Annotated in this window: 27 protein-coding genes and 1 riboswitch; of the genes, 13 read left to right on the top strand and 14 right to left on the bottom strand. The window is 46.4% G+C overall.

Annotated features, from left to right (window positions below):
• Positions 1-22: 22 nt before the first annotated feature.
• Positions 23-1,549, top strand: coding sequence for a threonine ammonia-lyase, biosynthetic (ilvA, locus tag ABTQ23_RS01430; RefSeq protein ID WP_408613835.1), 1,527 nt, complete (start codon positions 23-25; stop codon positions 1,547-1,549).
• A gap of 72 nt (positions 1,550-1,621) precedes the next feature.
• Positions 1,622-1,939 (top strand): hypothetical protein, encoded by a 318-nt coding sequence (locus ABTQ23_RS01425; RefSeq protein WP_408613834.1) that lies wholly within the window; start codon positions 1,622-1,624, stop codon positions 1,937-1,939.
• Here ABTQ23_RS01425 and ABTQ23_RS01420 read toward each other — a convergent pair.
• Positions 1,936-2,214, bottom strand: a complete 279-nt coding sequence (locus ABTQ23_RS01420; RefSeq protein ID WP_408613833.1) for a hypothetical protein — start codon at positions 2,212-2,214, stop codon at positions 1,936-1,938. The genes ABTQ23_RS01425 and ABTQ23_RS01420 overlap by 4 nt on opposite strands.
• 386 nt (positions 2,215-2,600) lie before the next feature.
• On the opposite strand from ABTQ23_RS01420, the gene ABTQ23_RS01415 reads away from it, so the two are divergent.
• Entirely contained in the window at positions 2,601-3,566 is a 966-nt protein-coding gene (locus ABTQ23_RS01415) for a DMT family transporter (RefSeq protein ID WP_408613832.1), read from the top strand.
• Positions 3,567-3,641: 75 nt separating this feature from the next.
• Here ABTQ23_RS01415 and ABTQ23_RS01410 read toward each other — a convergent pair whose 3' ends face one another.
• Complete coding sequence (locus tag ABTQ23_RS01410; RefSeq protein WP_408613831.1) at positions 3,642-3,938, bottom strand: hypothetical protein; 297 nt, start codon at positions 3,936-3,938, stop codon at positions 3,642-3,644.
• Between the two features lie 233 nt (positions 3,939-4,171).
• On the opposite strand from ABTQ23_RS01410, the gene ABTQ23_RS01405 reads away from it, so the two are divergent.
• Both ABTQ23_RS01405 and ABTQ23_RS01400 read left to right on the top strand, forming a co-directional pair.
• Positions 4,172-4,696 (top strand): hypothetical protein, encoded by a 525-nt coding sequence (locus ABTQ23_RS01405; protein WP_408613830.1) that lies wholly within the window; start codon positions 4,172-4,174, stop codon positions 4,694-4,696.
• A 118-nt stretch (positions 4,697-4,814) separates the two neighbouring features.
• Positions 4,815-5,384, top strand: coding sequence for a GNAT family N-acetyltransferase (locus ABTQ23_RS01400; protein WP_408613829.1), 570 nt, complete (start codon positions 4,815-4,817; stop codon positions 5,382-5,384).
• Positions 5,385-5,465: 81 nt separating this feature from the next.
• On the opposite strand, the gene ABTQ23_RS01395 is transcribed toward ABTQ23_RS01400, so the two are convergent.
• On the bottom strand, positions 5,466-6,602 hold the full coding sequence (locus tag ABTQ23_RS01395; RefSeq protein ID WP_408613828.1) for a glycerate kinase: 1,137 nt from the start codon (positions 6,600-6,602) through the stop codon (positions 5,466-5,468).
• Between the two features lie 89 nt (positions 6,603-6,691).
• The gene (locus ABTQ23_RS01390) at positions 6,692-7,588 is read right to left on the bottom strand and encodes a LysR family transcriptional regulator ArgP (protein ID WP_408613827.1); all 897 of its coding nucleotides are present in this window, start codon (positions 7,586-7,588) and stop codon (positions 6,692-6,694) included.
• A gap of 81 nt (positions 7,589-7,669) precedes the next feature.
• On the opposite strand from ABTQ23_RS01390, the gene ABTQ23_RS01385 reads away from it, so the two are divergent.
• The 8 genes from ABTQ23_RS01385 (at position 7,670) to crcB (ending at position 16,214) form a co-directional block, all read left to right on the top strand.
• Positions 7,670-8,308, top strand: coding sequence for a LysE/ArgO family amino acid transporter (locus ABTQ23_RS01385; RefSeq protein WP_408613826.1), 639 nt, complete (start codon positions 7,670-7,672; stop codon positions 8,306-8,308).
• Between the two features lie 63 nt (positions 8,309-8,371).
• The gene (locus tag ABTQ23_RS01380; RefSeq protein ID WP_408613825.1) at positions 8,372-8,995 is read left to right on the top strand and encodes a DUF1007 family protein; all 624 of its coding nucleotides are present in this window, start codon (positions 8,372-8,374) and stop codon (positions 8,993-8,995) included.
• Positions 8,992-9,963, top strand: coding sequence for a nickel/cobalt transporter (locus tag ABTQ23_RS01375; RefSeq protein WP_408613824.1), 972 nt, complete (start codon positions 8,992-8,994; stop codon positions 9,961-9,963). Before ABTQ23_RS01380 ends, ABTQ23_RS01375 begins: the two co-directional genes overlap by 4 nt.
• 127 nt (positions 9,964-10,090) lie before the next feature.
• On the top strand, positions 10,091-10,456 hold the full coding sequence (locus ABTQ23_RS01370) for a DUF2750 domain-containing protein (protein WP_408613823.1): 366 nt from the start codon (positions 10,091-10,093) through the stop codon (positions 10,454-10,456).
• Positions 10,457-10,474: 18 nt separating this feature from the next.
• Positions 10,475-11,410, top strand: coding sequence for a ribosome biogenesis GTPase YlqF (ylqF, locus tag ABTQ23_RS01365; RefSeq protein WP_408613822.1), 936 nt, complete (start codon positions 10,475-10,477; stop codon positions 11,408-11,410).
• Between the two features lie 245 nt (positions 11,411-11,655).
• A complete protein-coding gene (locus tag ABTQ23_RS01360) occupies positions 11,656-13,503 on the top strand; it encodes a methyl-accepting chemotaxis protein (RefSeq protein WP_408613821.1) in 1,848 nt (615 codons plus the stop codon).
• Positions 13,504-13,640: 137 nt separating this feature from the next.
• Positions 13,641-15,656, top strand: a complete 2,016-nt coding sequence (gene rep / locus ABTQ23_RS01355) for a DNA helicase Rep (protein WP_408613819.1) — start codon at positions 13,641-13,643, stop codon at positions 15,654-15,656.
• Between the two features lie 44 nt (positions 15,657-15,700).
• A riboswitch (Fluoride riboswitch) is annotated at positions 15,701-15,763 on the top strand.
• A gap of 67 nt (positions 15,764-15,830) precedes the next feature.
• Positions 15,831-16,214 (top strand): fluoride efflux transporter CrcB, encoded by a 384-nt coding sequence (gene crcB / locus ABTQ23_RS01350; RefSeq protein ID WP_408613818.1) that lies wholly within the window; start codon positions 15,831-15,833, stop codon positions 16,212-16,214.
• Positions 16,215-16,418: 204 nt separating this feature from the next.
• On the opposite strand, the gene cysQ is transcribed toward crcB, so the two are convergent.
• The 10 genes from cysQ to gspG all read right to left on the bottom strand — a co-directional run bounded on the left by cysQ (position 16,419) and on the right by gspG (position 23,475).
• Entirely contained in the window at positions 16,419-17,276 is an 858-nt protein-coding gene (gene cysQ, locus ABTQ23_RS01345; RefSeq protein WP_408613817.1) for a 3'(2'),5'-bisphosphate nucleotidase CysQ, read from the bottom strand.
• 197 nt (positions 17,277-17,473) lie between these two features.
• The gene (gene nudE, locus ABTQ23_RS01340; RefSeq protein ID WP_408613816.1) at positions 17,474-18,028 is read right to left on the bottom strand and encodes an ADP compounds hydrolase NudE; all 555 of its coding nucleotides are present in this window, start codon (positions 18,026-18,028) and stop codon (positions 17,474-17,476) included.
• 82 nt (positions 18,029-18,110) lie between these two features.
• Positions 18,111-18,860 (bottom strand): type II secretion system protein N, encoded by a 750-nt coding sequence (locus ABTQ23_RS01335; protein WP_408613815.1) that lies wholly within the window; start codon positions 18,858-18,860, stop codon positions 18,111-18,113.
• Positions 18,857-19,321, bottom strand: a complete 465-nt coding sequence (locus ABTQ23_RS01330; RefSeq protein ID WP_408613814.1) for a type II secretion system protein M — start codon at positions 19,319-19,321, stop codon at positions 18,857-18,859. Before ABTQ23_RS01330 ends, ABTQ23_RS01335 begins: the two co-directional genes overlap by 4 nt.
• Positions 19,318-20,505, bottom strand: a complete 1,188-nt coding sequence (gene gspL / locus ABTQ23_RS01325; RefSeq protein WP_408613813.1) for a type II secretion system protein GspL — start codon at positions 20,503-20,505, stop codon at positions 19,318-19,320. The genes ABTQ23_RS01330 and gspL overlap by 4 nt, the downstream gene beginning before the upstream one ends.
• Complete coding sequence (gene gspK, locus ABTQ23_RS01320) at positions 20,502-21,467, bottom strand: type II secretion system minor pseudopilin GspK (protein ID WP_408613812.1); 966 nt, start codon at positions 21,465-21,467, stop codon at positions 20,502-20,504. The genes gspL and gspK overlap by 4 nt, the downstream gene beginning before the upstream one ends.
• On the bottom strand, positions 21,460-22,101 hold the full coding sequence (gspJ, locus tag ABTQ23_RS01315) for a type II secretion system minor pseudopilin GspJ (protein WP_408613811.1): 642 nt from the start codon (positions 22,099-22,101) through the stop codon (positions 21,460-21,462). The genes gspK and gspJ overlap by 8 nt, the downstream gene beginning before the upstream one ends.
• A complete protein-coding gene (gspI, locus tag ABTQ23_RS01310; RefSeq protein ID WP_408614046.1) occupies positions 22,101-22,469 on the bottom strand; it encodes a type II secretion system minor pseudopilin GspI in 369 nt (122 codons plus the stop codon). The genes gspJ and gspI overlap by 1 nt, the downstream gene beginning before the upstream one ends.
• The gene (gene gspH, locus ABTQ23_RS01305; protein WP_408613810.1) at positions 22,469-23,038 is read right to left on the bottom strand and encodes a type II secretion system minor pseudopilin GspH; all 570 of its coding nucleotides are present in this window, start codon (positions 23,036-23,038) and stop codon (positions 22,469-22,471) included. Before gspH ends, gspI begins: the two co-directional genes overlap by 1 nt.
• On the bottom strand, positions 23,038-23,475 hold the full coding sequence (gene gspG / locus ABTQ23_RS01300; RefSeq protein ID WP_408614045.1) for a type II secretion system major pseudopilin GspG: 438 nt from the start codon (positions 23,473-23,475) through the stop codon (positions 23,038-23,040). Before gspG ends, gspH begins: the two co-directional genes overlap by 1 nt.
• Between the last annotated feature and the right edge of the window lie 11 nt (positions 23,476-23,486).

Below are 23,486 nucleotides of genomic sequence, written 5' to 3'. Positions count from 1 at the left end.
GTCCCAGCTATTGAGTACTGTTATGCAAGAATCTGTCGTGTCGGCCAACGATTATTTGCGCCGAATCTTATTGTCGCCTGTTTACGAAGTGGCTCAATTTACTCCTCTGCAAGCGATGAACCGTCTGAGTGCGCGTCTTGGTAATGCCATTTTCACCAAACGCGAAGATACTCAACCTGTGCATTCATTTAAGTTGCGCGGAGCCTACAATAAAATTGCCCAGCTCAGCAATGAGCAAAAAAGCAAAGGGGTGATAGCCGCATCCGCTGGCAACCATGCGCAGGGCGTGGCGCTATCAGCCAAACGCCTTGGCATAAAGGCCATTATTGTAATGCCCGTAACGACTCCGGATATTAAAGTGAGCGCAGTTCGAGCTAACGGAGCTCAAGTTGTGTTGCATGGTGACAATTTTGATGAAGCCAGTCGGCACTGTCAGCAACTGACAAATCAATATGGCTATACGATGATCCCGCCGTTTGATGACCCAGATGTCATCGCAGGCCAAGGAACCATCGGCAAAGAGTTGATCGACCAAGATAGCCACTTAGACGCGATTTTCATTCCGGTTGGCGGCGGTGGATTAGCAGCAGGGATTGCTGTGTATATCAAGCAGCTGTTACCCAATATTAAGGTAATAGGCGTTGAGCCACACGAAAGTGCCTGCTTAAAAGCGGCCCTTGAAGCGCAAGAGCCAACCACACTGGATAAAGTCGGTTTGTTCGCCGATGGCGTTGCCGTACGCCGCATTGGTAGCGAGACATTTCGTCTTTGTCAGCAGTACATCGATGAAGTTGTGACGGTTTCTAGCGATGAAATCTGCGCTGCGATGCAAGATATCTTTGATGATACCCGAGCAGTTTCTGAACCCTCAGGCGCCTTAGCGCTGGCTGGTTTAAAACGCTATGTGGGCGAATATCAAATCCGCGATAAACGCTTAGCGTTTATTCTCTCTGGTGCCAATATCAACTTTCATAATCTTCGTTATGTTAGCGAACGCAGTGAACTTGGTGAGAAAAAAGAAGCGATTTTAGCGGTTACTATTCCTGAACGCGTGGGAGCTTACTTAGAATTTGTTGAGTATCTTGGTGGCCGTGCGATTACTGAGTTTAACTACCGCTATGGCAATAGCGAGCGGGCTAATATCTACGTTGGGATTAAAGTTGCTGACCGCGAGCTCGAACTGCCGCAAATCATCAATACGTTGCGTCAAGCTGACTATCAAGTCGTTGATTTAAGTGATGATGAAATTGCCAAATTGCATGTTCGCCATATGGTTGGCGGCAAAGCGGGTAAACCACTTAAAGAGCATATCTTTAGCTTTGAATTTACCGAGCAACCCAGAGCACTGCTGCGCTTTTTACAAACCCTCGGGCAAAAATGGAATATCACGCTATTTCATTATCGCAACCACGGGGCTGCTTACGGTCAGGTATTAATTGGCTTTGAAGATAACGGCGAACCGATATCGACGCTCACCGGCTATTTTGATCAGATTGGTTTTAGCTATCGCTGCGAAACCGATAACCCTGCCTGTCAGTTTTTCTTGTAATTGATTGCCCTCTTTCACTCGCTCGGCGCTTAGGTTAGGCTAGAGCGAGTGAATTATTACGGGTAATAACCTATGAAATCATTGCTCATCATAGTGGCCATTGTCGGCTCAGTCTTTTTAGGGTGGAATTTAGCTCAGTTGCATCCAGATTGGGGCTATTACAATCAAGGTTCACCCGTGGGATGGCCGATTTTACCCATTCTCAGCACCATTGTTGTCGCGGTTTTATTTGCAGTTTTGTTGTTTATTGGCCTTGGCTTGGTGCTACTGCTTGGCGGCATTGGCCTAGTCTGTTTAAGCGCGTTTATCCTACCGGCCTGGGTCCCTCTATTGCTGCTGATTGTGCTTATTTATGCACTCATCCACCGCCGCGATAGCAGGGTGCCTTAATTGGAATAGATAAATCCGGCTTTGTTAAGCGCTCTTTCAAAGCGTTGTTGCTGAGAGCTATTTAAGCCACTAACCGATAATCCCAGATAATGAAACCACTGATTGGCATGCGATGTATCGAAATGGAATCGGGTACTTACCTTGGCGTTATGCTGGCAAGCGCTCGTTAAGCACTGCAAAATTTGATCGCCAGCATTGTCATATCCATCGTCATTAAATAACTGTTTTAAAATCCGCAGCGGAAACAAATACATTTTATGATTCATGGAAAACATGCTTTTCTCTTTTTACTAAATTAACCAATCCCCTCGTTGGGGCGCTAACCTTACCCTGTATATTAAGTGAATAGAAGCAATTATTTTGCCACTTTTCTATAAGGTATTTGTAAAATCGCCGCTTACCAGCATTATCTTTTTGATCAATAACAAAATAAATTTCTACTCAAATTCACGAAAAATTATCTATCGAGAACAGACTGTTTAGTTTTTGACGCTTTTTTATGGCTAATCGATGAATTTTTAATCAAAAATTGATTTCACAACTAGAGAATAAATAGTACTGGCGTTATTCTAACTTGACTCGGTCATATCCTGTTCAAAACACAGGAATACTGTTCTTTTGTCTCAATTTAAGAGGGCTTTCTTTCTAGAGAGTAGTATTCATGAACAAAGGTTATTTATATATTCTTTTGGCGACCTTCTTCTTCAGTTCTATGGAGATTGCACTTAAGCTGGTTGCGAATCAATTTAATCCTATCCAGATCAATTTTATACGTTTTGTTATTGGCTCAATTGTACTCTGGCCAATGGCGGTAAAAAGCCTCAAGGCAGCTCATTTAAAGCTTCGTTATTTTCATCTGCCATTTTTTGCGGTAACCGGATTCTTATGTGTTGTCGTCAGCATGACGTTTTTCCAAATGGCAATTGTTTATGCACACGCATCACTCGTTGCTATTTTATTTAGCTGTAATGCTGCTTTTGTCATTCCGCTGGCACATCTATTTTTAAAAGAGAAAATGACACTAGTCAGTGTTAGCTCGCTATTTCTAAGCTTGGTAGGAATGTACTTCATCGTCAATCCGGAACATATTCCGAACGTCTTAGGGGTTAGTTTCTCTTTGCTAGCGGCCATAACTTTCGCACTTTATGGCATTCTTGGCCAAATCGGTCGGCGCCGTTATGGCTTTAATGGGCTGAGCCTAACGTTCTTTAGCTTCGTTGCTGGCTGCATTGAGATGTTTGTGTTGATGCTGCTCACGCATATTCCAGCCATTGCAGGCTCTCTAACACAGATGGGATTCACTGATTTTGCCAATATTCCATTTGTCCAAGGCATCACGTTACAAAGCATTCCATCGCTAATTTATTTAGGCGTTTTCGTAACAGGTTTAGGTTACAGTTTGTACTTTATCGCCATGGATGAAACATCAGCATCGACTGCTTCTATTGCCTTTTTTATCAAACCTGCCCTAGCCCCTCTGATGGCAACCTTTATTTTAGGTGATGCGTTGCATGAAAATACCATCGTGGGCATCGTCTTCATCGTGGTTGGCTCTTGTTTAACCTTTATCGCGCAAGGATATCGCCAATATCATCAGCGCCACAGCCACGCTCACCAATACGAATAATTTACTGATATAAAACAAAACAGGCACTCATTGAGTGCCTGCCTTTGGTATAAATCAGCGAGTTTAAGATAACAATTAGTTACTGCTGTTTACGACAGTATCACCGTTGTTATTTGTTTTAGGGGCTGCTGTGCTGGCATCGTCGCCTTGGGTATTTTCAGTGCTAGCAGAACCTTCAGAAGTTGCGCTATCAGAGTCAGTTGCACTGTTATCGGTGCTGGCCGCATCTGATGCACTGCTATCAGATGATTGCATCTGCGAGCTTGACTGAGTCGAGCTTTGAGATTGATCTGCACTATCATCATTACAAGCTGCTAAAGACAGCGCACCAACAAGAATCACTAAAGGTAAGGCCAGTTTTTTGATGTTCATAGTTATCTCCGAACGTCATTTGTCATTATGGTTACACACCGTCATTGTTTGGTGTGATGGCATCCATTTAAGCAATCTTGTAATTACTCAACAATATCGACTTAATTGATTTTTATATCGGAAAACCAAGATATTGGCCGATTGGGGCTTGCTCTGTCACCCATCATTCATATCTTGCGACTAAACTTTAATCAAATCGATAATTCTTTTATTCAGACTAAATGGCAAAGCATATGGATAAGCGAAGCGACCACCCCATTCAATTGAGCATCATTAGCACCTGTAAATCTCAGCAGATTAGGCTATTGTTCAATGCTTGGCAGGCCATTAAGCAAAACGGAATTGAGTCGGAACTTATCTGGCTTGGACAAAGTGATGATGAGCAGCTGCAGATGTACCCAGACCTTCGTATCGTGAGGCTCAGCCATCGTAGCAATCGCAATGGTTGCTGGCAGGCAGGCTTGCATATGGCCAGAAGCTCACAGCTATTACTGATTAGTCGTTTTACCCCCACCTTAAGCCGAAGGACTTGCGATAAAATTGCCCGATTATTAGCTCATCCGCAATCATCGGGTTCTAAGCTCGCTCACCCACGGCAATGGTTGGCGGGACTTGCTGTTTTACATGGTCACTATCAGCTGGCGATGCAGCTCTTACCCATGTGTCTGATTGACTACGACGCACTGATTGATGCACGCAACCACATGCCCAAACATTGGTACCAACGCTTTAATGGCTATGACTTGTCATCTGTCTGATAGTCATACGAAAAATAATGCTGTAATCGCGTTATTTTAAATCGAACAAAGGGAAAAATCGCACGTCAGAGTCTATGCTTGCTTGAGCGGCTAAATTCAACGAGCGAGATGACGGGTTATGCTACACATACCAAAATTAGTCAGTGAGCGAGCCATTACCACTATCTTAAGGAGCGAGCAGTCGCCCTTATTAGCTAATTTTTATGCCCGAAATCAGACCTTCTTTAAACCTTGGTTCCCCACTCGCCCTAGTTATTACTTTAGCGATGATTACTGGCGCGGGCGCCTCGATCAAATCTATAAAGCATTTTTAAGCGATGAAGCCATCTATTTTTGTGCATTGAGTCTTGATGAACAACAAGTGTTAGCAGTCGCCAATTTTACGGCGATTCAAGAAGGTGCTTTTAAAGGCTGCCAATTACATTTCGCACTGGATGAAGCCAATCAAGGACAAGGATTGATGCTGGAAATTCTCAGCCACAGTCTAAATTTTGTGTTTTGTGAGTTAGATCTGCACCGGGTGAGCTGCTGCTACCCTCCGCGCAATAAACGCGCGCACAATTTGTTAAAACACCTGGGCTTTGAGCAAGAGGGGTTTGCTCGCTCGTATCTCCGACTCGATGGGCGCTGGCAGGATCATCACCTAGCATCACTGATCAATCCGCTGCACGACAGCCACTTTTTTTAAGCCTAAGAGCTTTAGCTCAAAGGCTGGCGTGGCAAAACGCGTTGAACTGAACCGATTAAACTAAAAAATAAACTGTCTTCACTATTTGGCCGCGAGTTGCCAAAGCGCAGCAATATTTCGAGCACTACTGGTTAAATCCGCATCGGCGCTCGCCAAGATGGCGCTGAGTTGATCGACCCGATTCACACAGCTAAAAATAGCAACGATGCCATGCTCATAAAGTTTTTCGTAATTCTCTCCCAGTGAGCCGCCAATCGCGATAACCGGCACATCATATTTTTTAGCCCGCTGGGCCACACCAAATGGTGTTTTTCCAGCTAAAGATTGGCCATCAATACGCCCTTCACCGGTAATCACCAAATCAGCATCTTGCAGAGCGTCATCAATTTGCAACGCATTCATTAACAGCTCTACTCCGGGGGACAAAACAGCCTTCAAAATTCCGGCAAATGCCGCGCCTAAACCACCTGCAGCGCCGCCACCTTCAATGTTCAACAGATCAAGGCCATGTTGCTCATGGCAGCGTTTAGCAAAATGGTTAAGTGCGTTATCTAATTCAACGATGGCACTGTGATCGGCCCCTTTTTGGGCGCCAAAAACAAAGCTTGCGCCATTTGGGCCGCACAACAAATTATTTACATCGAAAGCCACTTCAATCGATGTATCTTTAAGACGTGGGTCAAGGGAGCTCAAATCAATGGTCGTCAGTTTGCCAAGAGCCGCCCCTCCAGGGACAAGATCATGGCCTTCAGCGTCAAGCAGTTTGGCACCGAGTGCTTGTAACATGCCGCTGCCGGCATCGTTACTGGCAGTACCGCCAAGCCCGACCAAAATATGGCTAGCCCCTTCATCAAGGGCGGCGATAATGAGCTCGCCGACACCGTAACTGGTAGTCAGTTTCGGATTGCGCAGCGATGGCGCTAATTGCTCTAAGCCACAGGCTGCAGCCACTTCGATCACGGCGGTTTGACCATCGCTCAGCATGCCAAAAAAGCTATCCACATCCGTCATGCGAGCGCCATGAACTTTGGTGCGCACCACTCGCCCACCACTTGCTGCAACCAGAGCCGCCACGGTCCCTTCGCCACCGTCAGCTAAAGGAATGGGATGATAATCGGCGTTCGGGAATATTTGGCTAAATCCGTTGATAATCGCTTCAGCTGCATGAGGAGCCGATAGGCTTTCTTTAAAAGAATCAGGCGCAACGACAATTTTCATGATAGAGCTCTCCGAAAAATGAATAAGATAGCCTAACGGCTGTTGAGCTTTAGTAAGTTTGGCTAATTCTGTTACAAAAAGCTAACAGATTATTCCATGTCTAGACAACCTCTAGCATTGGCAATAAGCGACTCACTCACCGACTGCATTAAGTGTGTGCTAAATTGCCAGTAATGCCAGTAAAGAGGCACTTTGAGCGCAAATTCTGGCAATAAATTGACCAATGTCCCGTTATCCAGTTGCGATTGCACCTGTTGTCGCGCTATCAAACAATAGGCATAGCCAGAGCAAGCCATTGCCACAAAGGCCTCTGATGAGCGCACGATATGACACGGATAATCCCCAGCTGATAAGCCAAAGAGACTCTCAATATAGTTAAAATGCATATCATCATGGGGATCAAAAGCGATAGCAGGCGCTTGTTTGAGCTGCTCTTTATTCGGTTTGCCAGCAGCGAAATAACGCGCTTGAAACTCAGGTGATGACACGCATAAGTAGGTTAAAGCACCCAGCGGTTCACTTTGTGCCCCATTAACTGCCTTACTTTGATTAGTCACAGCTCCCAGCGCCTCACCTGAAATTAGCCGTCGCCAAGTCTGTGACTCATTTTCAACATACAGCTGCAATTGAATTTGCGCGTTATGCAGCCATGGGTCGAGTGCTGGTAAAAACCACGTTGCTAAGCTGTCAGCGTTCACAGCCAACGCGAGGCTCGGGCAACTTTGCTGAATATCAAGGCGCTGCGCCAGTTGCTGTTCAAGCTGTTGCACCTGCTGATAGTGGCTAAGCAACTGCTGGCCGATCGCGGTGCACATCGGTGGCTGTGAGCGCACTAATACCGGTTCTCCCATCAACTCTTCTAGATGGCGAATCCGTTGTGATACCGCCGATTGACTCACCGCTAAACGCTTGGCGGCGCGCTCAAAGCTTTGCAAACTCACCACTGCATGCAGTGCTTTTAATAAATTGTAATCAACTCGCATCATAAGAATTACTAATGATAATTAAATATTATTAATTATATTTAATTTAGATCTTTTTATAAGCTAATACCAATTAGAGAATGAATGAGAAAACCAGTGGCAACATTTATCCAAGGTTACCTGTTGATGTTAGGGCTGATTATGCCGATTGGGATGCAAAATGCGTTTGTGCTCAATCAGGGGATTATGCGCCGTTACCAGTATTGGGTTGCGACCATCTGCACTCTGGCAGACCTCGTTCTGGTGAGTTTATCCGTTTGTGGATTGGGGCAACTGCTAAACCAAGCCATCGTTTTAGAGCGCATATTGCTAGCGCTTGGCAGCGCATTTTTATATTACTACGCGTATAGCTGTTTAAAGCGGGTCTGGCAAAATAACTATCAGACCCAAAGCGAAAGCCCTAAATCACGCCAATTTCACCAAGTGCTATTAACAACGCTGGCGATTACTTTGCTTAATCCGCATGTGTATCTGGATACGGTATTAATCTGGGGAAGTTATTCGGTATCGGTCGGTGTCGCTAATAAACCGTGGCTGGTCGCAGGCGGCGTAACAGCTTCACTATGTTGGTTTTTTTTACTCGCAGCGATGGGCAGTTATTTAGCCAAATGGTTGATGCGCCCCAAAGCCCAGCGCACCTTGGATTTCACCATCGCCGTGGTGGTGACTATTCTCGCCAGTCAACTCACTCACAACTTGTATCTGCAGCTATTTGCACAATGAACATTCAATTGACGAAAGCATGGTGTTACATTATAACGATATTTTATCCTGTTTTATTTCATTATGCGCATTATCGTTCTTTTAGCTCTACTTATCGTTCCGAGTATAAGTTTTGCTCATCCCCACTCTTGGATTGAACAGTACACCACCATTGAAGGTAAAGATAACCACATTACGGGGCTGAAAATGGTTTGGAGTTTCGATGCCATTACGACAGCCTACACGCTTGATGGGGAAGATATGTCTAAAGCCCATCGGCATGTCACGCTGCAAAAGGTGGGAGCTAGTATTATTGCGCATATGATGCCGGATCATTTTTTCACCTATTTTTATCGCGATTCAAAGCCCGTGCGTTTCGAGATGGTCCATCAATACCATGTCACCATGCCCAAACATAAAATGATCCTCTATTTCACCATTCCATTAGCTAAGCCATTAGCATTGGATAATCATGAACTTAAGCTATTGATTTTTGACCCATCCTACTATGTGGATATGTATTGGGATAATATTCATTCGATTAAATTTTCACCTAATTTGCAAGGACACTGCAAATTTCATATTGAACAGCCGCATCCAACCGCCAAGGACGTCAGTTATGCCATGTCACTTCCGCCTGATGCCGATCCAGACTATAAGCTAGGGCAAGTTTTCACCCAAAAATTAAAATTTAGGTGTTCCCAATGAAACACATTACTCAGCGCCTGATAGCCTTACTTTTAGTTGTTTTATTAATCAGTGCCTGTTGGCATTTCTGGCCAATTATCCTTTTGCAAAGCATGCAAATGCAGCAACTCATCTACAACCATTTTGATAACCTATTGATAGCGCTGAGCGAACATCACTGGCATAACGCTTGGATGCTTTTGGCCCTAAGCCTGATTTATGGCGTGTTTCACGCCGTCGGCCCCGGCCATGGCAAAGTTGTTATGGCAAGCTATCTATCAACCCATCGACAAAAACTCACCACCAGCATTGTTCTGACGATGACAGCAGCAATGATGCAAGCATTGGTTGCTATCACCTTAGTCACTGTATTGCGCTTTGTACTCACGCAAACCGCCCATCAGGTCAATAACAACGCGATGAACATCATTCATATGAATAGTCTGTTGGTGATTGCACTGGGTATTTGGTTGGCCGTTTGCGCTTTAAGAAAATGTTTTGCCAAACAGCATAAAATCCACTACCAGCAGTTTTCCCAGTTATCAGCAAATCGTCCATCTGCGGTTTTACGTCCAGCACAAAACCATCCACCCATGTGCAGCTGTGGTCACCACCATAGTGTCACTCCCGCTCAGTTAGCTGATGCTCACAATTGGCGTGATTATGTGGCGCTAGTTGTCAGCATAGGGGCGCGCCCATGCAGCGGGGCATTGCTGGTCTTAACCGTCAGCGCCTTGATGGGGGTTTACTGGATTGGGGTGATCAGTGCCATCGTGATGGCGTTAGGAACAGGCTCGACCACCTCGGCTCTTGCGGTTATCACGGTTACCGCTCGCGGGTTGATGATTCGGGTCTATGGCCAAAAAGAGGTTTCCCCCTACTTGCTAGCACTACCCGCCGCACTTGGTGCATTAGTGCTGATTATTTTAGGGGTGACGCTGTATCAAATGCCGCCGCTTGCCGGAATGCCCGGATTTTTAGCCCATTAATAACGTATCGCTGCGCAATACACAGCGTCATTGGCAGTGAACGACTAAAATAGGTAATTCAAGCAGCGCCTTCAATGGCTATCTGCTACAATTTGCCTCCTTTAATCGCACTGCCAGGATAAACGCTATGAATGACACCGTGCAAAGTTTCTATGATCAATCCAGCGAAGTTCGCTACCAACTGACTTTAGCTGCAATCCGTCGCAATCAAACGCTTTGGACTCTTAAAGATGACCAAGGCTGCATCATGGTTTCTAGCGATGAAGAACAGTGTTTACCCATCTGGCCAGATGAAGCCACCGCCACCGCTTGGGCAACTGAAGAACATGCCCATTGCGAGCCGCTGGCGATTGAACTTGATGCGTTCTTAGAGCGTTGGGTCAGTGGCATGAGCGAAGATGGCTACTTTGTCGCGGTCGGTCCAAGCCTTGATGCTGAAAGTTTAGTCGAGCATCCGCAAGACTTAGCCGACGCCATCACCCAGACCAAATAAATCACCAGGAGAGCATCAATGGCCATTCAGTGGTACCCAGGGCATATGCACAAAGCACAAAAACAGATCCGCGAAGTCATGCCCAATGTTGACTTAGTCATTGAAGTCCTTGATGCTCGTTTGCCTTATAGCAGTAATAATCCGTTGGTATTTGATCTGCGCGACGGAACGCCTTGTTTAAAAATTCTCAACAAGAGCGATTTAGCCGACCCAGAACAGACACAAAAATGGATTGATTATCTTCAGCAGACCCACAATGTCAGAGCGGTTGCGCTAGATCAGCAAAAGCAAGCCCAGGTGCAATCGATTCTGGCCTTGATTCGGCAAATGGTTCCTGGCAAAGGTAGCGCAGATAAACCCATTACAGCACTTATTTGCGGTATCCCCAATGTGGGTAAATCGACGCTGATTAATACCCTCGCCGGGCGGATTATTGCCAAAACAGGTAATGAACCGGCCGTGACCAAAGCCCAACAGAAAATTCGGCTCGACGGCTATATTACGCTGCTCGATACTCCCGGAATTTTATGGCCGAAGTTTGATAACGAAAATAGCGGCTATCGTTTGGCAGCAAGTGGCGCCATCAAAGATACCGCCATTAGCCATGATGATGTTGCCGCCTTTGCTGGTGAATATTTGCTGGAATATTATCCGCAGCGCCTACAAGAGCGTTATGGCTGGCAGACGCTGCCCAATGATGAAATTGACCTGCTCGAAACACTTGGCCGCCAACGCGGTTGCTTGGTTCGTGGCGGACATGTGGATTTCACCAAAGTGGCCACCATCTTACTCAGCGAGCTTCGAGAAGGAACATTAGGCCCCATCACCTTAGAGCATCCCGAACAGATTGAAGCCGAAGAAGCTCACTTTGCAAAGTTGCGCCAAGAAAAAGAAGAACAGAAAAAACAATACAATCAACAGCGCCGCGCAAAAGCGAAAAAACGCCGCCGCTAAAGCGTGATAATCGCAAGAGCCAGCCAGGCTCTTGCGAGATCCCCACCTTACTTGAGCCTGTCACGCCTCAATAATTGACTGAAAAATCATTAAAATCAGAACTTCAATAAAAGTTATCTTCGATCAATTCACATTCGACATTTGTCATAAATTTGTCATAGCCACTCGATACGCTGAGCAAGTCATATTTGCAATGACAAAAAAGTAATCATTGCAACGCAAGCTCTTTTTGCATGGAAGTCGTTATGTCTATCAAGCACAAGCTCGTTATCGCGGTCACATTGATTTTAGCTCTGCTCTCCATCGCCCAAGCATGGCAACAACTGCAGAATATGCAGCGTAATGTTACAGAAAATATTCAACATCAAGCCAAACAGCTTTCCACTACCGCCGCAACGCAGCTCTCCATCTGGCTCGATGATAAACTCAGTACGCTTAAATCCGTCACCGATAAAACCCCAGCCAATAAAGAGTTTCAGTTAGAGCTCTATCAAGCGCAAAAAGCAGCGGGTTTTTCTAGCGTCTATTATGGCAATGAGCAAGGCCAGATGGTCGCCGGCGATCCAAATTATGAAATTCCTTATGGCTACGACCCGCGCGTGCGGATCTGGTACATGGGCGCTCAGCAGCAAAGCCCCTATTTCTCGCAGCCCTATACTGGGACCGACGGTACGATGGTGATGTCCATATCGATAAAATCGCCCACAGGAGTTTATGCCGCCGACCTGCCACTAACGGTGATGAGCACTCAAATGAAAGCACTCAGTAACTCAGAAGTGCAGGCATTTATCATCGCTGATGATGGCACCTTGTTGGTCTATCCCGATAATAAGTGGTTAGAACACAATATCAGCGAGCTGGATAAGACACTCACCGACAAACAGTTAAAAAAACAAAATGAGCTGATTAAAGCCACCATCGATAAGCGGCCAGTGCTGGTTAATTTTACTCATATTCCCAACACCCATTGGTCGATTGCCTTAAGCTTTGATAAAAACAAAGCATTTGCTCAAGTCCATCAGCAACTTATCAGTAGCATTCAAAATACCACCATCATGTTTGTTGTCGTCGCCTTAGTGCTCTACAGCCTAATTTCTATCTCGTTCAGGCCGCTCAAACAACTTGAAGCAGCGATTAATGAACTGGGCCAAGGCGAAGCAGATTTAACCGCGCGCTTAAACCTAAAACGTCGCGATGAAATAGGCCGGCTTGGAACAAGTGTTGATATCTTTTTAGAGCGGCTTCATCAGCTATTACTTGGAGTAAAACGCGACTCCAATGCGCTGGCGCAACATGTTCAAGAGGTGACTCATTATGCCAGCCAATCGACTCAATCAGTCGTTCATCAACGCCAACAAATTAGCGCCATGGCTGACTCATTTAATGAAATTACCGAAAGTGCCCGCCATGTTGCAGACAATGCCGAACAGACCAATGTCAGCGTACAAAGCTCACAAGCAAGTTGTGAATCAGGTAAACAGGTGATTGAACAAAATCAGCAACAAATTCTGCAGCTTGTCGAACAACTGGAAGCCAACGCCAGCAGTATGGGTGCATTAAAGCAGAGCAGTCAAAAGATCACCGTCATTCTGAGCATTATTCAAGGCATTGCCGAGCAAACGAACCTGCTGGCCCTTAATGCGGCAATTGAAGCAGCTCGCGCGGGCGAGCATGGCCGCGGTTTTGCGGTGGTTGCCGATGAAGTTCGCAATCTATCCAGACGAACCCATGAATCAACCGAGCAGATCCAAGGCGTGTTAAATGAGTTGCAACAACATACCAATCAAGCAGTCAATGCCATGCAGCAAAGCCGTGAACAGGCGCGGCGCAACGTTGAGCAGGCAAACGCGGCAACGGCCGCTCTTGATGAAATCAACCAAACGATTGAAACCATCTTCGATATGGCCAATCAAATTAGCAGCGCCGCCGAACAGCAACATCAAGCGACCCAAAGTGTACGAGACAACAGCCAAGTGATTGAACAAACCTGCGAAAAACTGCAAAAAGATGCTGATAATAATGAACATCAAGCCAAAGAGTTACATCGAATTACTGAGCGTCTTAACGGCGAAGTCGCGCAATTTATTCTTTAGTTTGAGGCTGTCACGCGCTTTAAACAGATTTGAGCATAGCGAAAGATAACCGTGCATAAACTTGGCTTAGCATAATCGTCATTGGTATTGTTCTAAGCTCTTGGTAGAATGCCTCTGCAAATGGTAGGAGGCTTTTTTTGAAACTCAACAGCGCCCAGCAACAAGCCGTCGAATACACTAGTGGCCCATGCCTTGTGCTAGCAGGTGCTGGCAGTGGTAAGACGCGTGTCATAACCAACAAAATTGCCTATTTAATTGAACGTTGTGGGTATCATGGTCGTCATATTGCGGCGGTAACCTTTACCAACAAAGCCGCCCGAGAAATGGCAGAGCGGGTTCGTCATACCATTGGCCGCGAAAAAACTCGTGGCTTGACCATTTCAACCTTTCATACCTTAGGCCTTGAGATCATTCGCCGGGAGCATAAAGCATTATCGCTCAAAGCGAACTTTTCGCTGTTTGATGACCAAGATCAGATGGCACTCTTAAAAGATCTCAGCGAGGTTGAGCTTAACGGTGATAAAGACCTGCTTCGCCAGTTGCAGCATCAGATTGGCCGCTGGAAAAATGATCTTATGTTACCTGGCCATTTTCAGGTAGAAAATGATGCCAAAATTCAGCTATTTGCCCAGCTTTATCAGCGCTACCAAAACCAAATGCATGCCTATAATGCACTGGATTTTGACGATCTGATCCTAATGCCTACGCTACTTTTAAAAACCAATGAACAGGTTCGCGCCCGTTGGCAAAAGAAAATGCGCTATCTGTTGGTGGATGAATATCAAGACACCAACACCAGCCAATATCAGCTGATTAAGCTGCTCGTTGGAGAGCGGGCCTTTTTCACCGTGGTTGGCGATGACGATCAGTCTATTTACTCGTGGCGCGGCGCAAACCCGGAAAACCTCTCACAGCTCAAAGCTGATTTTCCCAATCTTAAAGTGGTCAAGCTTGAGCAAAACTATCGCTCAACACAGCGCATTTTAAAATGTGCCAACATTCTCATTGAAAATAACGACCATCTCTTTGATAAACGGCTGTTTTCCGAGCTCAATTATGGCGAGCCTATCAAAGTCATTATGGCCAAAAATGAGGAACAAGAGGCCGAACGAGTCATCGCCGAGCTGATGGGCCATCGCTTTATTAATCGCACCCAATACAGCGACTATGCGATTTTATATCGCGGCAATCATCAGAGCCGACTACTGGAAAAAGCGCTGATGACCAACCGCATTCCATATAAAATTAGCGGCGGGCAATCGTTCTTCTCGCGCAGTGAAATCAAAGACTTAATGGCTTATCTGCGGTTAATGGTCAATCCGGATGATGACAGTGCGCTGCTTCGAATTATCAATGTTCCGCGCCGGGAGATTGGCCCAACCACGCTTGAAAAAATCGGCCGCTTTGCCAATGAGCAGCATATCAGCCTATTTGCAGCAGCTTGTGACACATCACTGCAAAATTCGCTGCCCGCTCGCTCGCGCTCGGCCGTTGAGTTTTTCTTTCGTTGGGTAGTCGAGCTTTCCGATCGCGCCACAAGAGGAAATACCGTTGAAGCGGTACGCGATCTGGTGCGCGATATTCACTATGAAGACTGGCTGTACGAAACCAGTCCCAGTGCTCGCGCTGCCGAAATGCGGATGCAAAATGTTTCGACATTATTCCGCTGGGTAAGCGACATGCTCGAAGGCGATGAAGACAATCCGGCGATGAGCTTAACTGAGGTCGTAAACCGCCTTATTTTGCGCGATATGATGGAGCGCGCAGAAGATAACGAAGATGCCGACCAAGTACAGCTGATGACACTACATGCCTCTAAGGGTCTTGAATTTCCTTATGTATATCTTATCGGGATGGAAGAGGGCTTATTGCCTCACCAAAGCTCTATTGATGAGGACATGATTGATGAAGAGCGCCGCCTTGCTTATGTTGGGATCACTCGTGCTCAGCGAGAGCTTACCTTTACGCTGACTCGTGAACGACGTCAATTTGGTGAACTGATTCGCCCTGAACCGAGTCGCTTCTTAATGGAACTGCCGCAAGATGACCTGCAATGGAGCAACCGCCGAGTTGAACAATCTCCTGAGCAGCGCCAACAAAAAGGGTTAGCCGGGGTTGCCGCCCTTCGTCAGATGCTGGCCGATAAAAAATAGCTCAGTGCAGCAAAGCTGCGCTTTGAGCTAAAAGTGTGTAAAATCCAAGCTAAGGAGATGGCATTCCTCCTCTAACCGCCCCACCGGCTGATGATGCCTGATAACAACCGGATCGTCTCACGATCTTCATAAATAAATTAACACGCTTGAAATCATTCGAACGAAAGAGGATTTATGTTAGCAACACTGATAGCCGTCTTTATCGGGGGCGGTTGCGGCAGTATGCTGCGCTGGTTTATTAGTTTAAAACTCAACAGTACTGGGGCGACACTTCCACTGGGAACATTAGCGGTCAACATGCTGGGTGCATTTATTATCGCTGTTGGCATGACTATTTTTGCCAAAATGCCAAGTATAGATCCTGCTTGGAAACTGATGATCACAACCGGGTTTTGTGGTGGTTTAACTACATTTTCAACCTTTACAGCTGAAACCCTCACTTTATTCCAGTTAGGTAAATACACCACCGCGATTAGCAACATGGCGCTTAACCTAGCCGGTTCAATGGCAATGGCAGCCATTGCATTTGCGCTGATGTCTTGGATAACAGCAAAGTAATTAAGTTTGCGCCATAAAAAAACGCCGCGTTCAACTGAACACGGCGTTTAAGCAATTAGTGCTTACAGAGCCAAATCAATACAGGATAGTCAGAAACCAATCTCTACCTGTTATGACAGCCATTCATCATTCGATGTTTGACTGTCCCTATAATACGATAACTTTCTAGCTATTTCCGTGATTTAAACCCAATTTTTTAGTGTATTATTCACCCTGTTGACCATTTCTTGAGCGATCATTGCTTGGCACATGAGCAATCACCTGCTCCCAAGGCAAATCATTATCGCCGATGCCAATAAAATCAGGATTAATCAGGCTTTCGCGGCGATTAAAACTCATCGGTTGTAAATTTAGATCGAGCAATGTCCCGCCTGCTTCACGCAAAATCACCAGCGGCGCCCCAACATCCCATTCGCCTGTTGGACCAAGCCGAATATAGCAATCAGCCGCTCCTTCAGCGACCAGACAACTTTTTAAGCTAGCACTGCCTAACGGCAACAACTCATATTTAAAATCATCACTGAGCACTTTTTTCAGTTTATTGGTATTTTGCACACGGCTAACCGCGACACGAATCGTCTCTGGCGGAAACTGATAATGGCGACAATGAATACTTTGCGGCCCTTGGCTACCTTGAATTTTATAAGCCCCAGAGCCTTTAATGGCGTAATAGCAGGTATCGCTCACTGGTGCATAAACCAACCCGAGAATCGGTTCGCCTTCGCAAATCAAGGCGATCATCGTGGTGAAATCACCAGTCTGGGAGACGAACTCCTGGGTGCCATCCATCGGATCAACTAACCAGTAGTAATTCCACTGGCTGCGCTCAGCAAGTGCAATATTTGCATGCTCTTCGGAAAGCACAGGCCAATCCGGGGTTAACTTACGAAACTCTTCGCACAAAATATTATGAGCGGCAAAATCAGCACTCGTGACCGGAGTATGATCGGATTTATGCTCCGTTTTATAATGGCCGTTTTGATACAGTTTTAGAATCTCATCTCCCGCTTGGCGGGCGATCCGCTCAACTGCAGGGAGCAAATCAATTAATGGTTGTGGCATGTCTGACCCCCTTTTCGCAAATAAAACCAGCTCTGGTAAGGTACTCGATTTCAGAATTAGCACGGTGGCTTAGCAAGCTGTTGCTCAATGGAAATTGCCGAGCGGTGCGGTTGCTATGAGCAGATCAACTGATTTATTTACAGTTTGAAAGTTATTCTATAATAATCGCTAAAACGAAAATTAGCTAATTAGCGAAATTACCTACGATTTTTCTGCCACCATTGGTTAAACAAATAAAGCGCAGCAATGGTTCGGGCTTCGCTAAATTCTTCACGCTCAAGCAGTGACATACACTCATCGACAGGCACGGTTTCAATCGCCAGAGGCTCAGGTTCATCACCTAATAAACGCGATGGATACAGCTCATCTGCGACAAAAATTTGCATTGCTCCACCAAAATAACTCGGGGCAACGGTAACTTCTTTAAGCATATGCCAATTTTGTGCAGCAAAGCCCACTTCTTCTTGTAATTCACGATTAGCAGCCTGCTGAGGTTCTTCACCCGGGTCTATCGCGCCTTTGGGAAAACTAAGCTCATAGCGCTCAGTTGCAGCGGCATACTCTTTAATAAGCAATAGCTGATTATCTGCGTTGACCGGGACAATCATTACTGCCCCTCGCTGGCCACCGACTAATCTCTCATAGACTCTTCGCTCGCCATTACTAAACTCCAGATGCAGAGATTCGACCTGAAAAAAATGGCTTTGAGCGGCGATATGTTGCTCAAGAATTTTCGGTTTCTTCTTTGGCATTATTTCTCTCTTATAGCTCTGTCACGCCAGCTAGCCTTGATGCTACCTTAGCTTTTTGGGCAACATCATCATGTATGGCCGCTTAGAAAACGCCTTGGTTCTTAAATGAATAAAATCCATCAGCCGATGGCGCGCCAAGTGGCTCTAGCAATGCTCGAAGGCGCTTAGGAAAATGTGCGCTTGGCCGCGCCTTTAAATCAACTTGCCATCTTAAATCGCTAAGCTGAGCACTACCTTGCAATACTAACATCTGGCCCTGATGATTGACTTTAGCAACATATTGTCCCCTCGAGCAACTGATCTGTACAGAGACAGGAGACAAACTCAACTTGCCAAACAGCGTGCTCAACTGAGGTTTTTGCCAATTAACTTGCCCACTGGCGCTTTGGCAGCGATGGTTTGAGAGCGCTAATTTATTAAGCTTTACTTGAAAAGTGCCCTGCGTTTGAAAAGGCAGTGAGACAGCGCGATTTAGCGCTTGAGCGGAAAAGCTTAGGTGTAAATTTTCAACGCCTTTGCTCAGAGGTGACTGAAAAACATTAAAGGTTCCAGAGAGTGGACCATCAAGCGTTATCTGCTCTTTGATGGTCAAACCCAAGAGTGACCACGGCTTTAGTTGCCAACGTAATCGCCCAAGCGATTGGCCATGCCAAACGAGATGCGTGACCTGCCCTTGATAAAGCGAGCCTTGCACGCCCACCAGCTCAAGGCCGGGTAAATTAAGCTTTCGCGCAATCACAGCTCCGGGCATATTTAAAAATAGTGCCGCAGCATAAACAAACAGCGCCACCACTATCACTAACCACAGAGACTTCTTTTTTACGATGTTCAACGCTGTTTAAACCGCAGCTGTGAAACATTGACTTGCCCTTCACCGCTTGCTTGTAAATTAAGGGCAACGACCTGATAACCATATTCACCGTGCATCCGATTAATATATTCAAGCAGCGTATTAAACGCCAGTGGTGCAAGATTTAATGCATACTCATCAGAGCTTTGTTGCAATCGAGTAATCGAGATATTTAGCGCTTTAGCAAGCTGATTAGCTGCCTGTGAAAATGGCACATTTTTCATCTGTGGACGGTGTGCATCTGGATTTTTTAGTGCATCGCGATGGCTCAACACCCAATTTAGGGTTTGCTGCTCTTGGGCCAATTGCGCTTGCGAGCGCTGCAGAGCATTTTGATAACTCACCCAACCAAATTGATACAATAAAATTAACACTACCATTACGCCGCCCACGCAAACCATGACTCGTTCTCGGCTTTGCAGGTTATACCACCATTGCTTCATGAGTGTTCCTTAATGGTTAGTGTTCCAACAACCCGATTATCTTTGCGTGACAGTGCGCCAGTTTGAATATCAAATGATTGAGCTGCTTTGCGAAAAGCCTCAAACGTTGCAAAGTCCGGCGCACTAACCTGCAACACCAACTTGCTCGAGCTTTGCTCATAACTTAGGTTTTGATATTGCACCGCTGGGAATTTCTTAAATATTGGCGTTAATGAGCGAAGCATCTGCAGCAAACTACCGCGAGTTTGCTCATTAGCCTCGGCTCCGAGCTGGTAAAATGCTCGGCGCACCAAATACGGATCGTTAGGGACTTGTTGATGAAACGTTTGCTCATAGAGCTTAGCTAACTGCTGACGCGTCTGAATAAGCTGGTGATGGACTTGCCAATATTGAGATAAATAGTTTGCCGCGCTCACCACAAGCAAAAATATCGCAGCCGCAATCAGATAACGCGCCTGTTTAAAATGGCCACGCTGGCGAACTCGATAATCCCCTTGTAAAAGGTTAATCGAACAACCTTTAAGTTGCTCAGCCAAAAGCGCCAAAGGCAACTCGACATCAAGCTCTTCGATGGCGCGCCCTCCCACCTGTGCACTTTTAACATCGCCTAAAATGCGACATTGGTGCTCACTATCAAACAGCTCTAAACCATCGCTCAGCCAGCTTTCATCAAGCCAGCCACCGCCCATTTGGCCTTTTTTAAGCAGATAGCCATTGCGATAATGTAACAGCACCAACTGCTCAGGTTGTGGTGTCGGTAACAACAGAAAATCAGGGATCCATTGCTCTGTTGCGATCCCCGCATCATTTAACCAGCGCTGCCAACGCTGCATTAAAGCTTTATCCACCACGGCTGCAGTTAACACCGAGTCGCTGTAATCGACGCTGCAGATATGCAACGATTCAGGATCAGCGGCCAATTGCTCTTCGAGCAAAAAGCCCAAACTATTTTGCACCTTACGATATTGCGCCCGATTCAGGTTAAGCTGCTGAAGCGAAATTTCATTGCCCGGAAGTAACACCGCGACCTGACGCGTTTGTGCCAGAGGTTGCAACTGCGCAAGTTCAGCAACATTTTTGAGCTCGCCACTGGCAACCACCTGGTGCTCATCGTCCGAATAGCATAACCAGTCTATCGGCTGATTTTCATCGCTTCCTAGATGAATGAGTAATCTCTCTCTCAATGCCAATCTCCTAACATCCGGCGCCTCACTTTAAATTTATCACTTCCCTGACGCTCAATGAACGAATACAACACCCTTTGCGTGCCATCATCAGAGCGGGCCTGCATTTTGGCAACAAAGTAGTAACTTGTCACGGCTAGCACGCTGTGCACACCGTTAATAATTTTAACCTTCGCCAATTCGGGAAAGGTAAAGATCTGATCCACGGTCTGAAACCCACTTTGGGGCCGGCGCGCAATCACTTTTAATGCTTTATCTTTGGTTAAATACCCATAAAAGAGCATCTCTAATAGCGGCGCTTGAGCACTTTCTAAAGTATTGATATCAATACGTAAACGCTGCGTTGGCAACGCACACAAAAGCGGACTGATACGTTGATAAATTTGCTCATCCACACCGCGCACTTCTCGCCACTGCGACACATCCACCAGCATCGTATTGGCGGTTTTATAGCCGTCATCTTGATAAACGTCATCTTCGCCACCACCCGCTAACGCACTAGAATCGCTGTCAATCCAATCGCGGGTTGCAGCAGCTATCATCTTCGCTTTTTGCGCAGGGACTTTTTCCACCATCAACAAGCGGTAAAACAATGTTTGCACCATGGACTGATTCGATGAATCATCCGGTTGGCCCAGTGCATTTAAATTAAAACAGCGCGATGCATCCGCTATCTGGCCACTAATAGAGCCGCCATCAATCGGTAGCGTGACCTTTTGCGCCCATTTTTGATTAAGGCTCAATCGAGTCGAGTCTTGCATCGAATAGCGCAGCGCACTTAAAGCCAACTGTTCGGCACTTAATAAACGCTGCCAGTTATCCGACTGCACTTTAACATCGCTGATGCGTGCAATATCCATGCGTCCAGTCAGTGCCATTTTGCTCGCCAGCACCACCATAATGGTGATAATCAATAGCACAATCAGCAATGCAACGCCCCGTTGTTGGTGGTGTTTAATCATTGAGATCTTCCTGTGCTCGCTGCACCAACTGCTCTTTTTGTGGTCCCGGCGAGAGCAAAAACACCCGCCGCAACCAACCTAATGAGGGCAATTGAAACTCAACTTCAATGGCCATCGGTAGCTGATCATTACGATGCCAACTGGTCTGCCAGCCACTGTCTTTTAAATAAAAACGAAAACTTAAATGTTCGACATGTGCCAGCAACTTCTGGCGAATCGGTTTTTGTTTCGCACCAGGGTTTAAATGCCGATAAAACTGACGAATCAGATGACCATCGTCATCAACCAGATACCCAACGCGCAAGACCTCTGAGCGCTGCTCTTTGGCATCAATATTACGCCAACCAATACGCGCCAATGACACGCCGCCTTGTTCACTGCCAAGCCAATGCGCGCCACCAGCAACGCCTTTGCCACTAACGCCACGTAATTGGGTAAAAACGGCTTGGCGAAAATCAGCCCCCATCAGCGCAAAAGTACGCTCAAGCGCGGCCATCTGCTGGCTATGCTCAGAGCTTAGTGACGAAGTAAGCGACAAGCCACGTAACATCTGATAACCACCGAGGCTGAGCATGGCAAAAACGGCCAACGCCACCAGCATCTCTAACAGGGTGAACCCCACTTGCCGGCGCATCAGTTACTGCCCCCAGTTAATGCGCTCGCGACATAAGAGGTCCGCGTCAGCACCGGATCGCCACTGGGTTTTAGGCGAATTTGCACCTGATAGGGCAACAACCAGCGATTAGCTTGGCCGACTACCACTTGCCAGTACCAAACCTGCCCGGCCATTTTTACCTGGCCTTGACTAGCCTGCGGGGTAGTTTGACTTAAACGCAGCTGAGCAAGCTTATTATCAGCCACCCAGTTAGCCACCATATTGACCTGCAGATGATCTAAATTACGCATCCGGTCATTCCCTGCTCGAAGCAAGGCAATCCCAGCGATGGCTAACACGGCCAACGCGACAATCACCTCCAGCAGCGTAAATCCGCGAGCCCTCATCACGAGCCTTTACCAATAACCAGCGCAGAATCATCCCCTGCTAAATCCGGTTTAAGCTGCCAACTGCTATGTAAATGGCTGACGCTCAGCGAAAAATCAGGCCAAACACCATCGCCGGTAAAAATCAGCGCAAAATGAGGTTCAAGCGCTTGAGATTTTTTCTCACCCTCTTTTAGAGAAAACGAATCATGCCAAGTATCCGCTTGGCTCTTGGACTGTTTCTTGTTATTGCTGTCGGTTAAATCCACTGCTTTATTATCGATATTTAGCTGATAATTTAATGGTGTTTTTAATGGTTTAAAGCGCCCCGCAAGCAGCGACCAATCCCCTGATTTTTGATACAGGTAAAACTGATACGAATGCGGCGTTAACTTTACGCCAATTGGGCGCTGGTCGAGCACCGCTTTATCGCGAGCATATTCAAGCTGCGCTCGTATCAGCGTCACCTGTTTTTTAAGTTCACTTGCAGATGGACCTTCGCCCATCGATAACACGACCACGGCCGATCCTAAACCGATCAGCATAATAACGAGCAACATTTCCAGCAGGGAAAAGCCGTGTGAGCGCATTACTTAATGTTCCAGTTACCGATATCGTCTTTGGTATCGCTCTGTCCATCCGGGCCATCAGAGAACACATCAATATCGCCATGTTCACCAGGTGAGCGCAATTGATACGGGTTGCCCCATGGGTCATCCGGTAATCGGCGAATATAACCGCCATGGCGATAACTGCGCGGAATCGGATCGCTCTGCGGTTTTTGCACCAACGCTTTTAAACCCTGTTCGGTGGTTGGGTACACTCCGTTATCTAACTTATACATCTGCAGTGCATTTTCTAGCGCCACCACATCGGCCAACGCTTTTTTCTGATCTGCCTTCTCTTTGTTGCCCATCAGATTAGGCACGACCAACGTCGCCATCAGGGCGATGATCACCATCACAACCATCACTTCGAGCAAAGTAAACCCGCGAGCGTGACGCCGTTTGGGATGTGGCTGAACCATCATTCTCTCCT

Source organism: Celerinatantimonas sediminis (genome assembly GCF_046054195.1).
In the GTDB taxonomy this organism is placed as follows: domain Bacteria; phylum Pseudomonadota; class Gammaproteobacteria; order Enterobacterales; family Celerinatantimonadaceae; genus Celerinatantimonas.
Note: the sequence above shows the minus strand (reverse complement) of the source record. Positions and strands in the feature narration are given on the sequence as shown.

Bases quoted from the DNA above. Each gene is read 5' to 3' on its own strand.
- ilvA (WP_408613835.1), top strand. From the start codon at position 23: ATGCAAGAATCTGTCGTGTCGGCCAACGATTATTTGCGCCGAATCTTA.
- ABTQ23_RS01425 (WP_408613834.1), top strand. From the start codon at position 1,622: ATGAAATCATTGCTCATCATAGTGGCCATTGTCGGCTCAGTCTTTTTA.
- ABTQ23_RS01420 (WP_408613833.1), bottom strand. From the start codon at position 2,214: ATGTTTTCCATGAATCATAAAATGTATTTGTTTCCGCTGCGGATTTTA.
- ABTQ23_RS01415 (WP_408613832.1), top strand. From the start codon at position 2,601: ATGAACAAAGGTTATTTATATATTCTTTTGGCGACCTTCTTCTTCAGT.
- ABTQ23_RS01410 (WP_408613831.1), bottom strand. From the start codon at position 3,938: ATGAACATCAAAAAACTGGCCTTACCTTTAGTGATTCTTGTTGGTGCG.
- ABTQ23_RS01405 (WP_408613830.1), top strand. From the start codon at position 4,172: ATGGATAAGCGAAGCGACCACCCCATTCAATTGAGCATCATTAGCACC.
- ABTQ23_RS01400 (WP_408613829.1), top strand. From the start codon at position 4,815: ATGCTACACATACCAAAATTAGTCAGTGAGCGAGCCATTACCACTATC.
- ABTQ23_RS01395 (WP_408613828.1), bottom strand. From the start codon at position 6,602: ATGAAAATTGTCGTTGCGCCTGATTCTTTTAAAGAAAGCCTATCGGCT.
- ABTQ23_RS01390 (WP_408613827.1), bottom strand. From the start codon at position 7,588: ATGATGCGAGTTGATTACAATTTATTAAAAGCACTGCATGCAGTGGTG.
- ABTQ23_RS01385 (WP_408613826.1), top strand. From the start codon at position 7,670: ATGAGAAAACCAGTGGCAACATTTATCCAAGGTTACCTGTTGATGTTA.
- ABTQ23_RS01380 (WP_408613825.1), top strand. From the start codon at position 8,372: ATGCGCATTATCGTTCTTTTAGCTCTACTTATCGTTCCGAGTATAAGT.
- ABTQ23_RS01375 (WP_408613824.1), top strand. From the start codon at position 8,992: ATGAAACACATTACTCAGCGCCTGATAGCCTTACTTTTAGTTGTTTTA.
- ABTQ23_RS01370 (WP_408613823.1), top strand. From the start codon at position 10,091: ATGAATGACACCGTGCAAAGTTTCTATGATCAATCCAGCGAAGTTCGC.
- ylqF (WP_408613822.1), top strand. From the start codon at position 10,475: ATGGCCATTCAGTGGTACCCAGGGCATATGCACAAAGCACAAAAACAG.
- ABTQ23_RS01360 (WP_408613821.1), top strand. From the start codon at position 11,656: ATGTCTATCAAGCACAAGCTCGTTATCGCGGTCACATTGATTTTAGCT.
- crcB (WP_408613818.1), top strand. From the start codon at position 15,831: ATGTTAGCAACACTGATAGCCGTCTTTATCGGGGGCGGTTGCGGCAGT.
- cysQ (WP_408613817.1), bottom strand. From the start codon at position 17,276: ATGCCACAACCATTAATTGATTTGCTCCCTGCAGTTGAGCGGATCGCC.
- nudE (WP_408613816.1), bottom strand. From the start codon at position 18,028: ATGCCAAAGAAGAAACCGAAAATTCTTGAGCAACATATCGCCGCTCAA.
- ABTQ23_RS01330 (WP_408613814.1), bottom strand. From the start codon at position 19,321: ATGAAGCAATGGTGGTATAACCTGCAAAGCCGAGAACGAGTCATGGTT.
- gspK (WP_408613812.1), bottom strand. From the start codon at position 21,467: ATGATTAAACACCACCAACAACGGGGCGTTGCATTGCTGATTGTGCTA.
- gspJ (WP_408613811.1), bottom strand. From the start codon at position 22,101: ATGCGCCGGCAAGTGGGGTTCACCCTGTTAGAGATGCTGGTGGCGTTG.
- gspI (WP_408614046.1), bottom strand. From the start codon at position 22,469: ATGAGGGCTCGCGGATTTACGCTGCTGGAGGTGATTGTCGCGTTGGCC.
- gspH (WP_408613810.1), bottom strand. From the start codon at position 23,038: ATGCGCTCACACGGCTTTTCCCTGCTGGAAATGTTGCTCGTTATTATG.
- gspG (WP_408614045.1), bottom strand. From the start codon at position 23,475: ATGGTTCAGCCACATCCCAAACGGCGTCACGCTCGCGGGTTTACTTTG.